This is a genomic window from Chitinispirillales bacterium (assembly GCA_031254455.1).
Taxonomy (GTDB): domain Bacteria; phylum Fibrobacterota; class Chitinivibrionia; order Chitinivibrionales; family Chitinivibrionaceae; genus WRFX01.
Window position 1 is genome coordinate 1 of record JAIRUI010000117.1, and the last position, 14,188, is coordinate 14,188.

Genomic DNA, 14,188 nt, shown 5'->3' on the forward strand with positions numbered 1-14,188 from the left:
GAAATAACAAAGAGATTCTGTGGAATTTGACGAATAACGCGGGCAGAAACGTTGCGAACGGCAGTTATTTGGTAGTAGTCGAGGCTAAGGGAAACAGCGGGAAGACGTATAAGTATTCGACGAAGTTGGGTGTGAAACGATAATACGGTGGCTGGATTGCTTCGCTTCGCTCGCAAAGACGGAATAGGTTGAGATGTTCCTTATAAGATTTTGCGCCCAGCGATTTATCGCTTTAAAGGGTATTATACCCGAGCGCAAAAAATTCTGTAAAATAGCGCCTCTGTAAATTTGCTCCCCTGGCGCGCTTCCGGCGAGGAGCGCCGTAGGGGTTCGTTGGGGAAAATGGCTGTTGAAAGTAAAATAAAAGTAAAATGTTTTTATCACGGCATTTCTCTTTCCAATTGTTTGAATTTTCGGAAATGAACGCCGCATTCCATGAAAATAGGAATTTTAGGAAGATTATATGAGTCAACGACTACTTTGTCTAAAAACGTTCCCGGTCTATTCAAATTCCTTGATTCGCCGCCGATTGTCACCGAAATTGCAAAACCGGTTCTTGCAAAAAAGTTTCTGTATTTTACGCCGACGCCTACAGGCATAGAAAAATCTGGAAACCATAAATTAAACGTTTTATCTTTATCGACAATATAACTGTTCTCTAAGACCTTAGCGGGGTCGTACGATCGACTGCCCAGACCTGTATATTGAGTAAACGAAATATGAGGATTTGTAAATATTTCAAAATAAGAAAAATCGTCTATTTTCTTTCTTGTTCCGACAGAAGCGCCGCCATAAAGTACGATATTTTCTACGTGTGAGTCTATTCGTTTTACGATCGCGAATGGCGAGATATATTCAATAAAAGAAAATCCGACAAACGACGAAACTGCGATATTTCCGAATATTCTGTTATCTCCTATGTCAATATGATTGAATTTTATGCGGGTTCTCATAATACTCCTGCGTACAAAACCGGCTTGTAACCAAGCGGAAATTTCCAATTTTTCATTCCTAAGTCCCACATTTATAAAGCCTTCCCGTTCCCAAGCGTTTTTTTTAAAATATATGACGTTTGAATAAGCGGAATATCCGGAATAATATCCATACATATGTTCTTGCGGTTTTTGTTCGTAATAATGAGTTATTGTCAACGGGTTATGCGACAAATGCAAATCAACAGACAACCCTCTGTTAATATACGGGGACAACGGTGCAATATCGACCGTAGAACAAACTGAAGTAAAAGCGAGAAGCAGTGAAATTATTAATTTTTTTATTTTCATTATTTTATTGTTTGACATGGTTAATAATCCTTAACAACTTTTTTTACCGTGTAAGTAAACCGCAATTCGGCAATTTCGGTTTCGTCACTGTCGCAAACTGGTAAAATCGTAAATTTATTTCCTCTGTGTTCATACGAAGAATCCGCCCAATATTCGGGCTTTCCTTTTATTAGAACAACTCGTTGACTACTAATATATGCGTTAAGTCCAGCCATTGTAGTACCTATATAATCATCTTGGTCTAGGTCTGTTGATATCGGCATTCCCAAATAGTAAAGATTTGTATCCAAAACCGGTTTGTTTTGACTTAACGGCTTTATATACACTACATATTTGTAAGCGGAAGCATCCGCGTTGGACATGGAAAAATATAGATAACTGCGATGATATATATATTGCCATTCTTTAGCGTCGTCGTCAAACGTTCCGTCTCTCTTGGTAGTATGAATATACGTCATCAATTCTTCTTTTGTGTTTATTTGTTCTTTTTTAACGTCTATAATCCTTGAATCGATTTTAATCAATTTAACAAAATCGTCGGGATATGAATTATACGGCGGAAATTCCGTATAACCGACACAGCCGGATAAAAATATAAAAACGAATAAAATATATAAAATTTTCATCTTATTTTCCTTATATACAATACCGCAGTATTGTTAATAAATGTTTTAATCAACATGAAGTTCAAAACAAAAAGATAATATAATTTACGCTTAACTAGGATTGAACCTAAAAATTTACAAAAGAAGAAACGGAATCAAACGATTTTTTGACTAATTTGGAGTAAAATAATTTTATATATTTTTTTGTATGCAAAATATAGTATTTTAATCGGTAAATCATTTCATGAATTATGAAAAAGGAGTTTATATGGCATCCGTAAAAAAGGCGAACGAGGAAAAGAAAAAAAAAGAATCCGTAAAAAAAGCGGAAAATAAATCGTCGGCGATCAAATCTGCAAATCCGCAGGATTGGGATGTTGAAGCCAGAGAAATGGACACGGAAGGTATTCGTGAAGATTTTCTATATAAAATAAAATATTATCAAATTAAAGACGCTAAAAGTTATACTTCGAACGATGCGTTTGTCGGACTTTCGCTCGCTATGCGAGACCGTCTTGTAGAAAGATGGATCGAAACGCAAAAGAGATACACTTCGGAAAACACAAGACGTGTTTATTACTTGTCGCTTGAATTCTTGATGGGGCGTCTGCTTGGAAACAACGTTTCTAATTTAGGAGTTACGGACAATACTCAAAACGCGCTTAAAGAATTGGGGCTCTCGTTTGAAGAAATTGAAGACCAGGAAATTGACGCCGGACTCGGAAACGGCGGTTTAGGGCGTCTTGCCGCCTGCTTTTTAGATTCAATGGCAACGATGGAACTTCCATCCGTAGGCTATGGAATAAGGTACGAATTCGGAATTTTTCTGCAAAAAATATTAAACGGTTATCAAATTGAAATACCGGAACAGTGGCTTGCAAACGGGAATCCTTGGGAAATCAAGCGTCCGGAATATCAATACAAAATTCATTTTTACGGACGCGTTGAAAATCAGGTAGATGAAAGAGGCAAATGGCACAGACATTGGGTAAATACCGACGACGCGGTTGCAGTAGCGTATGATATTCCAATACCAGGCTATCGTAACAACACGGTTAATACGCTTCGTTTGTGGAGCAGTAAAGCCGAAAACGATTTTCATTTAGGAAGTTTCAATTCTGGAGATTATGTAGGCGCATGTTCGGAAAAACTTAACAGCGAAAATATTTCAAAAGTACTTTATCCCAACGACAACAACCACAGCGGAAAAGAACTTCGTTTAAAACAACAGTTTTTCTTCACATCGGCGTCTTTGCAAGATATAATTCGACGTCATTTCAAATCAAACGACTCGCTTAAAAATTTCGCAGATAAAAACGTTATACAGCTTAACGATACTCACCCGGCTATTGCGGTGGTAGAACTTATGCGGTTGTTTTTGGATAAGCATAATATAGAGTGGGAAGAAGCGTGGAGTATCGTTTCAAAAACATTCGCTTATACAAATCATACTCTTATGCCCGAAGCGTTGGAACGCTGGTCGGTCGGACTTTTAGCTAATCTTCTCCCAAGACACATAGAAATCATTTATGAAATAAATTCTCGCTTTCTGCGTGAAGTTTCTTACAAATTTCCGGGCGACACCGAAAGGTTGAGAAGAATGAGTATTATTGAAGAAGGAGACGAGCAGAAAGTAAGAATGGCGTATTTAGCTATAGTGGCGAGTTTTTCCGTAAACGGCGTAGCGGCGCTGCATTCCGATTTGCTTAAAAACGGACTGCTTCACGATTTTTATCAACTTTATCCGGAGAAATTTAACAACAAAACCAACGGGGTTACTCCGCGAAGATGGATTCATCAAGCAAATCGTCCTCTTTCGGATTTCATTTCTTCAAAAATCGGAAAAGGGTGGATTACGGATTTATCCAAAATTAAACAACTTGAAAAATTCGCCGACGACGTTGCTTTCCAAAAAGAATGGATGGGAATAAAAAAATCGGCGAAAGAACGTCTTGCCGTCCAGCTTGAAAAATGGTACGGTATAAAACTTGATACAAGTATGCTATATGACGTTCAAATTAAAAGGATACACGAGTATAAACGTCAATTGCTTAACGCGCTTCACGTCGTATATCTTTATGCCGAAATTAAATCGGGACATACGAAAAATTTTACTCCGCGTACAGTAATGTTCGGCGGGAAAGCGGCTCCCGGTTATTATATGGCAAAACTTATTATTAAATTTATCAATAATATTTCGGAAGTAATTAACAACGACCCTGCAACGAAAGGGCTTTTGCGGGCTTATTTTGTTCCTAATTACCGAGTTTCTTTAGCTCAATATCTTATACCCGCTACGGATTTGAGCGAGCAAATTTCCACGGCGGGAACGGAAGCAAGCGGAACGGGAAATATGAAATTTGCAATGAACGGAGCGTTGACTATAGGAACGATGGACGGTGCAAATGTTGAGATGGCGGAAGAAATCGGTGAAAAAAATATGTTCATTTTCGGTCTGCGTACAAACGAAGTAGAGGATGTTCAGAGAAGCGGATATAATTCGTATTCATATTATGAACGTTCCGAAACTATTCGTAAAACGATTGATTTCATTCGCTGCGGATATTTTTCTCCTGTTGAAGACGGTATATTCAATCCATTAATTGACAGTTTGCTTTACAATGACAGATATTTAATTTTGGCCGACTTTGACGACTACGTACGCGCACAAAAAGAAGTTTCCGATTTGTATATTAACGATAAAAAAGAATGGGCAAGACGCTCAATTATCAACGTCGCAAATACGGGTAAATTTTCGTCCGACAGAACAATTGCGGAATACGCAAACGAGATTTGGAATCTTAAGCCTGTAAAAATCAAGTTATAAATGTCAGATTTGTCAAAAATATAAAAAACGGGGAATAAATATTCCCCCGTTTTTGTATGTAAAATTTATGAAATTTATGAATTTAGTAAATTTTATGCAACTTTTTGATTTAAGTATTATTATTTTAGTGTAAATAAATTGTTATTATTGTTAAATTAGGGGGATTTATGAAATTATTTTCTGTACAAGGAATCGTTGCTGTCATGATTACTGCGGCAACAGTATATGGCGGCTGCAAAGAAGATTTGGATAATGCGATTGCTCGAGCTAACGACGAGCAGATGATAAATCGTAATCTTAAAGAAGAGATGAAAAAAATTAAAGATGAAAACGCTGCGATTAAAAAAGAAAAAGATGCGGCGGTTAAGGAAAAAGACCAAGCGGTAAAACAGTCTGACGATTTGAAAATAAAAAACGCCGACCTCGAAAAGAAAAACAAAGCGTTGTCCGAAAACTCCGCGCTATACGAGACAAGCGCCGGATCGCTTCAGACGCTTGCAAACGAAAACAGCCGTTTGGCTACCGAAAATATGAACCTAAAAAACCAAATCGCGGCAATGCCTGCGGCTGTCCCTGCGCCGGCGCCGGCTGCAGAGAAATTTTTGTATCCTATTTCCGGTATTTTGAATAATAAAAGCGTTTCTGAAAATAAATTTATTATTGCAGACCTTGTTTTTTCAAATAACGGTTCAAAGACTGTAAGCGCATTCGACTGCATGCTTAAATTTTACGTTCAAGGAAGAAAAATTTATGAAATTGCTCTTCCTAACGTGAAAAATCCGACTAATTCGGCTTTTGGCAGAAACGAATCGATAAACTTTCGCGCAGGACTTCCTATTACCGACCAAAACTTAGTTAATGCGCCGGTTGAGTCAATTGATTTGGTTGTAGAAGTGACAAAAATTCAGTAAATATAAGGAATCGTCAATGGATGTCGTAAAAATTACCCGCGTTCTTATAAGCGTTTCAGATAAAACGGGCGTTGAAAAATTTGCCGAGTTTTTACAAGACAAAGGCGTTGAGATTCTTTCTACGGGCGGAACCGCAAAACTTCTCAGAGAAAAGGGAATTGCGGTAAAAAGCGTGGATTTACATACCGGACATCCGGAAATTATGGACGGGCGGGTAAAAACGCTTCATCCGAAAATTCATGGCGGCATTCTTGCCGTCAGAAATAACGAGCGACACAAAAAAGATATGGAAAATAACGATATCGTCCCTATTGATTTGGTCGCTGTTAATCTTTATCCGTTTAAGCAAACTATTTCAAAGCCGGATTGTTCAATTGAGGAAGCGGTGGAAAACATTGATATCGGCGGACCGGCGATGGTAAGAAGCGCGGCTAAAAACCACAAATTCGTAACAGTAATAGTAAATCCCGACGACTACAAAATCGTTATGGACGAAATAGAAAGAACGGGCGAAGTATCACAAAAAACAAGAAATAGTTTGGCGTTAAAAGCGTTTACACATACCGCACAGTATGATACGGAAATTTCAAATTATCTCGCAAAGCAATATCGGAAGTAAAAATGGCGTCAAAATTACTGATAGTTGAATCGCCGGCAAAGTGTAAAACGATTGCGCACTATTTAGGAGCGGGATATATAATAAAAGCGTCTATGGGACACGTTTCCGATCTGCCCGAAAAAGGTTTTGGAGTGGATGTAGAAAGTGATTTTACGCCAAAATATGTCGTTTCCGCCGACAAAAAAAAATTCATTTCCGAAATAAAAAAAGACGCTAAAAATTCCGACGAAATTTATTTGGCGTCTGACCCCGACCGTGAAGGAGAGGCTATCGCGTGGCATATAGCGAACGCTTTAGGCGAAAGCGAAAAAAATAAGATTAAAAGAATACAATTTAACGAAATTACGAAATCGGCGATAACGGCTGCTATTGCCAATCCGCGCAACATAGACATGGACAGGGTGAATGCACAGCAGGCGAGACGGATTTTGGATAGAATTGTGGGATACAAAATTTCGCCGGTTTTATGGAAAACGCTTTACAGAGGGCTTTCCGCAGGACGAGTGCAAAGCGTCGCCTTGAGAATTATTTGCGAGCGCGAGGCGGAAATTAGAAAGTTCAATCCGCAGGAATATTGGATGCTTACAGCATATTTCGACGAGCAAAATGTTGATTTTTCAGCGCGACTTGTCGAAGTAGATTCAAAAAAAATAAATAATCCGGATTCAAAATCCGAAGAAACCGGCAAAAACAAATGGTTCGTATCGGACGAAAAGACGGCGCAGGAAATTTATACCCGTGTAAAAAATAAGCCTATGAAAGTTATTGATGTCGTAAAACAGGAAAAAACACGTCGTCCGTATGCGCCGTTTATAACCTCGTCTTTACAGCAGGATGCGGCGCGGGCTTTTGGGTTTTCATCCGCAAAAACCATGCAAATCGCCCAACAACTTTACGAGGGAGTTTCTCTTGGAAAAGGCGGAAATGTCGGACTTATTACCTATATGAGAACCGATTCTACCAGAATCTCAAACGAAGCGCTTTTTGCTGTAAAAAAACTTATCTCACAACTTTTTGATAAAAAGTACCATTTAGAAAAATCGCGATTCTATGGAAAATCCGAAAGTGCGCAGGACGCTCACGAGGCGATTCGCCCTGCACACATTGAGATTGCTTACGCTCCCAATCGCATTCAAGATTGTTTAAGTAAAGACCAGCTTAAATTATATGAACTGATTTGGAAAAGATTTATCGCTTCGCAGATGCCTGACGCGATTCTTGATGCGACTCGAATCGATTTTGAGGTAGAAAATTGCATTTTCAGAGCGAATGGATCGGTAGTGAAATTCGACGGTTTTCTGGCGATTTATGAAGAAACAAACGAAAATTTCGACAACGAAAGCGGAGAAAATGAAAAATTGCCGAATTTGAATAAAAACCAATCGCTTATACCCGTAAATCTTGACAAAAAACAGCGCTTTACAAAACCTGCGGCAAGGTATTCTGAAGCGTCTTTGGTTCGCGAACTCGAAAAACAGGGAATAGGCAGACCATCGACCTACGCTTCAATTATCGAAGTGCTTCGCAAAAGAAAATACGTCGAAATGGAAAAGAAACGTTTCGTTCCGACAGAAATCGGAATCAAAGTAAATGACATTTTGATCAGCAGATTCAGCGAATTTTTTGCAGTGGGATTTACCGCATCAATGGAAACAAAACTCGACGAAGTCGAAGAAGGCAAAGTTGAATGGATTCAACTTTTGAAAGAATTTTATACCCCTTTTGAGAAAAATTTGACGGCTGTTTCAAGTAACTTGGACGAACTCAAAAAGCAGCACCAAAAAGTAAGTGAAAAACAATGTCCCAAATGCGGCGCACAGTTGATTGTAAAAAACAGCAGAAACGGAGAATTTTTGGCTTGTCCGAATTTTCCTGACTGCAAATACATTGAACCGCTTGGCGGGGAAGTCCGCAAAGAAACCGATAAAATCTGCGAAAAATGCGGTTCAAAAATGATGCTTATCACTCGAGATAAAAATAAATTTTTAAGATGTAGCAAATATCCCGAATGCGATTATACAGAGTCGGTTTTGGCGTCTATCGGAATAAAATGCCCAAAGTGCGGCGGCGATATCGTTAAAAGAAACGGCAGGCGCGGTTCTTTCTATGGATGCAGCAAATATCCCAAATGCGATTTTGTAATTTGGAATAAGCCCGTAGAAGACAAATGTCCTAAATGTGGCTGTATTGTCGTGAATGAAAAAGAAAACAAAACAAACGGCGTCTTTCGCCAATGTCCTTTATGCGGCGAGGCATGGGATTTGTCCGGAAACAAAGTTGAGCCGATAAAAAGAATTGTTGCAAAAAAAGCGGCGAAAAAAGAAACGACAAACAAAAAGAGTTAATTATGAATTACGAAGATTTTTACGTGCCGACTTACGCACGAACCGGTGCGCCTGTTGATTACGGTAAAGACGTTTATTTGTTTGATATCAATGGGAAAAAATACATAGACTGTGCGGCGGGAATCGCCGTCAATGCGCTCGGTTACGGAAATAAAGCGCTTGAAGAAACGATTGAGAAACAGGCTAAGAAAATCATTCATTCGTCGAATTTGTATTTTAGCCAACCCAACATAGATCTTGCAAAAACGCTTATTGAAAACAGTTTTGCGGACAAAGTGTTTTTTTGCAACAGCGGAACGGAGGCAAACGAAGCGGCGATTAAATTTTCACGTAAATACGCTTCGGCGAAAAAAGCGTCAAAAACGGCGATTTTGTCTTTTTACGGTAGTTTCCACGGAAGAACGTACGCTTCAATGACGGCTACCGGACAGAAATGTTTTCATGAAGGATATCATCCGCTTCCACAGGGTTTTTTTTACGCACCGTTTAACAATATTGAAGCGACAAAAAATGTTTTGGAAAATGCGGAATTTGCGGCTATAATCGTTGAGCCGATTCAGGCTGAAGGCGGAGTCTGCGAAGCGGCGAAAGAATTTTTGCAGTTTTTGCGCGAAGTTTGCGATAAAAACGACATAGCGCTTATATTTGACGAAATTCAGTGCGGAATAGGACGCAGCGGAAAACTTTGGGCTTATCAAAATTACGATATAATTCCCGATATGCTTACCGCCGCAAAACCGCTTGGAGGAGGCATTCCTTTAGGCGCGGTTCTTGCTAATGAAAAGTTTGTTTCGACTATAAAAGCGGGCGACCACGGTACGACTTTCGGAGGAAATTGTGTGGCGTGCGCCCTGGGAAACACCGTTTTTTCAATTATCGACAACAGGGAATTTTTGGACGGCGTCGTACAAAAAGGTGAATATCTAAAACAAAAACTTTCCGAAATTCAAAAAACACACGATGAAATAACAGGAATTTTCGGGCGTGGACTTTTGGTTGGAGTTCAACTTAATTTTGAATCGAAAAAAGCCGTGACAAAAGCGAAAGAAAAAGGATTGTTGCTTGCGAAATCCGAAAGAAATATGATTCGTTTTATCCCGCCGCTCATTATTTCAAAAGACGAATTAGACGAGGCGTTAAAAATTTTTGTTTCGGTTTTAGACGAGGTAAAAAACTGAGTTTATGCGCGACATCGTTTTTAGAGAAGAGCATCCGGAAATCGCCGAATTTGCGTTTGACGAAAAAGTCGCCGCCGTTTTTGCCGATATGTTGAAACGTAGCGTCCCCGGTTATGGCACGATAATTTCACTAATTGCCGTTTTAGCCAAAAAATACGCCCAGCCGAATACCGCGATTTACGATTTGGGCTGTTCTTTGGGCGCGGTTTCTTTAACGATTGCCCAAAATGTCAAAAATTGTAGAATCTTTGGTTTCGATATCAGTAGTCCGATGATTGAAAAGGCAAAAGTTTTGGTTTTGGAAAGTAAAAAAGAACGGCAAGTCTCGCTTTTTTGCGAGGATATTACGGAAATAAATTTTGAAAAATCGTCTTTTGTCGTTTTAAATTTGACTTTGCAATTCATAAATCCCGACGAAAGGGCCTCGCTTTTGAAAAAAATTTACAATTCCTTGGTTGAAAACGGCGTTTTGATTTTGACCGAAAAAATAAACAACGAAGACGATTTTTTTACCGATGTTTATTATGACTTTAAGCGGGCGAACGGCTATAACGAAACGGAAATTTCCCAAAAACGAGCCGCTTTGGAAAACGTTTTGATCGCCGATTCCGAAAAAATTCATATTAAGCGGCTTAGTGATGTAGGATTCAAAAAAACACAACGATGGTTTCAGGCAATAAATTTTTGTTCGTATATCGCTTGGAAGTAATTTTTAATTTTATAATTAAAATCATGTGTTTTATTATAAACGTTTAACGGCATATAGTATTTTATGTGTATTGTAGTAAACATTTGACTTGATAAAAAGAAGGTAATGTGGACGTTAAATTTGTCAATCCGTTTTTAAAAGCGACTAACGAGACTTTTAATACGATGATTGGTATAGAACCTACAATGGAAAAACCTATTATTAAGGGACCGGGCGCCGAGCATCATTTTGATGTATCGGGCGTTATCGGACTTTCTGGCGAAGCGCAAGGTTCAATTGCGATAAGTTTTTCAAAAATTACGGCGTTGCGTACCGTTTCCAAAATGCTTGGGACGGAAATTAAAATAGTTAATTCCGACCTTACCGACGGAATAGGCGAAATTGCAAATATTATAGCCGGATATGCAAAACAGTACCTTATAGATTATAAAGTCTCGGTGAGTTTGCCTAATGTCGTCGTAGGCAGCGGGCATAAAATTACTACTTCCACAAGCATAAGCGTAAATACGATCGTCATACCTTACAAATGCGACCTCGGTGAGTTTGCGCTGGAAGTGGCGTTGAAAACATAAACGATAAAAATTTTGCAATAAAAATTATTTTTAAAATAAGAGGTGAATATGGATGTTAAATTTATCAATCCGTTTTTGAAAGCGACCAATGAAACGTTTAAGACAATGATAGGCATAGAGCCTACGATGGAGAAACCCATTGTCAAGAGCAATGCCGAGCATTCTCACGACGTATCGGGCGTTATCGGACTTTCTGGCGAAGCGCAAGGTTCAATTGCGATAAGCTTTTCAAAAATTACGGCGCTGCGCGTAGTCTCCAAAATGCTCGGTTCAGAACTTACCGCCGTCAATTCCGACCTTACCGACGGAATAGGTGAAATCGCTAATATTATAGCCGGATATTCAAAGCAATATCTTACAGACTATAAAGTTTCGGTGAGTTTACCTAATGTCGTTGTAGGCAGCGGGCATGAACTTGTCGCTCCTTCAGGCGTAAGTACAATTGTAGTTCCGTACAAATGCGAATTCGGCGAATTTGCGGTTGAAATAGCGTTAAAAACGAGTTAAAACATAACAAAAACAATAGCGAGAAGTGACGGAAAATGTTTTTTGAATAGAAACAGGAAATCCAAATGCAAAAAACACCAAAATCACTTCGTTTGACAATCGGATTGTTTGGAAAGACAAATGTCGGGAAGTCCTCATTTTTGAACATGATAACGGGGCAAGACGTTTCGATTGTAAGTGAAATTCACGGAACGACTACCGATATCGTTGAAAAACCGATGGAACTTTTGCCGATAGGTCCTGTTTTATTTTTGGATACCGCGGGGCTTGACGATAATTCGGAATTGGGAGAAAAACGCGTTATTCGCACTAAGAACGCTATAAAACGAGCCGATATTGTCGTAATAATAACTACCGCACAGGCAAACGATACAGACTTGGAAATCGCCCGCAGATGTGCAAACGAAAATATTCCGCTAATAATTATTTTTAATAAATCCGACATAGAAAAACCGGAAGAAAAAACAATTAAAAAATTTGTAAATTTAGGTGAAATTTTAATTTTGTCGTCCGCAAACGCGGTTGAAAGAGAACAAAATATTGTCGCTTTCAAAGAAAAAATAATAAAAATCGTTCCGGAAGAATTCATTACTCCTCCCCCGCTTTTAGGCGATATCGTACTACCGGGCAAACATACAATTTTTGTCGTTCCTATTGATATAGCTGCGCCTAAAGGGCGTTTGATTCTTCCGCAGGCGCAAGCGATCCGCGACGTTTTGGACGCGAACGCGGTCGTTTCAATTACGCAGCAAAACACGTATAAACAAATGTTTGATAGTCTAAAAAGTAAGCCTGATTTGGTTGTTTGCGATTCGCAGGTTGTCGATTTTGTCGCAAAAAATACGCCTGAAGACGTGAAATTAACGACATTTTCTATAGTTTTTGCAAGAAATAAAGGCGATTTGGAAGTGTTTGTCGAAGGCGGCGGGAAAATAGAGAAATTAACTTCCGACGACAAAATTTTAATTGCAGAATCCTGTACACACCACCCGCTTGAACAGGACATCGGCAGAGTGAAAATTCCAAAATTATTGGAACGAAATTTAGGTTTTGCACCACAAATCGACTTCTGCTCCGGAAAGGATTTCCCGCAAGGTTTACAAAAGTATTCACTAGTAATTCATTGCGGCGGATGTATGCTCACGCGGCGGGAAATGCTTATGCGAATGGAAACTTGCAGGCAAAAGAATGTAGCAATCACAAATTACGGCGTGGCGATTTCTTTTTTGCAGGGCATCGCTATGAGAACTATAGCGCCGTTTATGTAATCGTTCGACTTCGTAATCTTCCTCTTGTTGTTTTGGCAGATATTATTTTCTTTAAACGATTCCGCTCTTATTTTTAAATAGATTTTGTAAAGGAATTTCAGTGAAAAAAGTTATAGTAATTATAATTTTTGCTGTTTTAATAGCTTGCGCCGAAAGGTCCGTGTACGGAAACGAAAACCGTTTTCTTTTCATGTCGCCTGAATTTGCGGCGACCGGTGAGGCAAAAAACGCACTTTGCTCCGATCCGATTCCCGTAAACAATCCCGTCAGCATAATTTTATCCGAAAAAACAAACTTTTTTGCCGGTTATACGGGATTTTACGAAAATTCGTTTTGGGCGGCGACTACACACGCAACAGTGAAAGTTGACTCGCAAAACGTTGTTTCGGCGTTTATAGGATACCTCAATATTCCCGGCATAGATTCGGTCGAACAGATAATTCCGTTTGAAAACGCCGAGCCGACTTATAAAATTTCGCAAGTTTCAAGCAGCGAACTTTCCATAAATATAAATTATGCGAGAAAATTATTTAATTTTGAACGCTGGAATTTGAGCGTCGGCGGTTCGATTAACGTTATGCGCCGGCGGCTCGTGGAATGGACAGGGTATGGAATCGGCGCGGATTTGGGCGTTTTATTTTCTACAAATCGCGGGAATTTCATTTCGTTTCAAATCGACAACATAACGACGCAATATACGCATTGGAGCAAAAATTACCACGAAAACGTTCTTCCGCAGGCTTTTTTGGCGTATGGGCTTTCAAAAAAAGTAAAAGAAAATTTGAAAATCGAATTACTTTACCGTTCACCCGATTTGTTTGGAAATTCCGGCGTAGTTTCAAATACGCTGGGTAAAGAGAGTGTTTTTGAAGACGAAATTAAGAGCGGCTCAATTCGTCAAAATCCGCAAAATTTATTTGTTGCGGCTGGTTACGGTATGGATTTAACGATTAAAAAAATAGTTTCTCTTCGATTGGGTCTAACGGATTCGCATAAACTTACGTTTGGCGGAGGAATATATCTTTTTAATCGAACAAACATTGATTTCGCCTATATTTATTCGTCCGCTCTTGACGGAACTTACGGCGTTTCACTGAAATTTGGATTGTAATTTTCGTAATTTACATTCCTTTCTTAATTTCACACTATTTTTCACAAAGAAAATACTATTTACCAAATGAAATTTGTTCAATTCCCAAAAAAAATATTTATTCCGCAGTCGATGCCTTCGTTGGATAGCCGAAAACTAAAAAACCAATAAAAAAGTTTAAAAAATAAAAAAAATTCGGCGAAACATTATAAAAAATATTATATTTATATAAATAAATGAATGTTGACTAAACCAAAATTAGAAACGCGGCGAC

12 protein-coding genes are annotated in these 14,188 nt (G+C 38.9%); 10 read left to right on the plus strand and 2 right to left on the minus strand.

Annotated features, from left to right (window positions below; genetic code table 11):
- Positions 1 to 380: 380 nt before the first annotated feature.
- Together LBH98_09060 and LBH98_09065 are read right to left on the minus strand one after the other, a co-directional pair.
- Positions 381 to 1,301 (minus strand): hypothetical protein, encoded by a 921-nt coding sequence (locus LBH98_09060; protein MDR0304893.1) that lies wholly within the window; start codon positions 1,299 to 1,301, stop codon positions 381 to 383.
- A gap of 2 nt (positions 1,302 to 1,303) precedes the next feature.
- The gene (locus LBH98_09065) at positions 1,304 to 1,909 is read right to left on the minus strand and encodes a hypothetical protein (GenBank protein ID MDR0304894.1); all 606 of its coding nucleotides are present in this window, start codon (positions 1,907 to 1,909) and stop codon (positions 1,304 to 1,306) included.
- Positions 1,910 to 2,156: 247 nt separating this feature from the next.
- On the opposite strand from LBH98_09065, the gene LBH98_09070 reads away from it, so the two are divergent.
- The 10 genes from LBH98_09070 (at position 2,157) to LBH98_09115 (ending at position 13,935) form a co-directional block, all read left to right on the plus strand.
- On the plus strand, positions 2,157 to 4,715 hold the full coding sequence (locus tag LBH98_09070) for a glycogen/starch/alpha-glucan phosphorylase (GenBank protein MDR0304895.1): 2,559 nt from the start codon (positions 2,157 to 2,159) through the stop codon (positions 4,713 to 4,715).
- A gap of 167 nt (positions 4,716 to 4,882) precedes the next feature.
- On the plus strand, positions 4,883 to 5,626 hold the full coding sequence (locus LBH98_09075; GenBank protein ID MDR0304896.1) for a hypothetical protein: 744 nt from the start codon (positions 4,883 to 4,885) through the stop codon (positions 5,624 to 5,626).
- Between the two features lie 16 nt (positions 5,627 to 5,642).
- A complete protein-coding gene (locus tag LBH98_09080; GenBank protein MDR0304897.1) occupies positions 5,643 to 6,245 on the plus strand; it encodes a hypothetical protein in 603 nt (200 codons plus the stop codon).
- Positions 6,246 to 6,247: 2 nt separating this feature from the next.
- Positions 6,248 to 8,590, plus strand: coding sequence for a type I DNA topoisomerase (gene topA, locus LBH98_09085; protein ID MDR0304898.1), 2,343 nt, complete (start codon positions 6,248 to 6,250; stop codon positions 8,588 to 8,590).
- A 2-nt stretch (positions 8,591 to 8,592) separates the two neighbouring features.
- Positions 8,593 to 9,768, plus strand: coding sequence for an aspartate aminotransferase family protein (locus LBH98_09090; protein MDR0304899.1), 1,176 nt, complete (start codon positions 8,593 to 8,595; stop codon positions 9,766 to 9,768).
- A gap of 4 nt (positions 9,769 to 9,772) precedes the next feature.
- A complete protein-coding gene (gene cmoA / locus LBH98_09095; protein MDR0304900.1) occupies positions 9,773 to 10,477 on the plus strand; it encodes a carboxy-S-adenosyl-L-methionine synthase CmoA in 705 nt (234 codons plus the stop codon).
- 107 nt (positions 10,478 to 10,584) lie between these two features.
- Positions 10,585 to 11,049, plus strand: a complete 465-nt coding sequence (locus tag LBH98_09100; protein ID MDR0304901.1) for a chemotaxis protein CheX — start codon at positions 10,585 to 10,587, stop codon at positions 11,047 to 11,049.
- Positions 11,050 to 11,097: 48 nt separating this feature from the next.
- The gene (locus LBH98_09105; GenBank protein ID MDR0304902.1) at positions 11,098 to 11,556 is read left to right on the plus strand and encodes a chemotaxis protein CheX; all 459 of its coding nucleotides are present in this window, start codon (positions 11,098 to 11,100) and stop codon (positions 11,554 to 11,556) included.
- A gap of 65 nt (positions 11,557 to 11,621) precedes the next feature.
- Positions 11,622 to 12,824, plus strand: coding sequence for a [FeFe] hydrogenase H-cluster maturation GTPase HydF (gene hydF / locus LBH98_09110; protein ID MDR0304903.1), 1,203 nt, complete (start codon positions 11,622 to 11,624; stop codon positions 12,822 to 12,824).
- 100 nt (positions 12,825 to 12,924) lie between these two features.
- A complete protein-coding gene (locus LBH98_09115; protein ID MDR0304904.1) occupies positions 12,925 to 13,935 on the plus strand; it encodes a hypothetical protein in 1,011 nt (336 codons plus the stop codon).
- Positions 13,936 to 14,188: the final 253 nt, after the last annotated feature.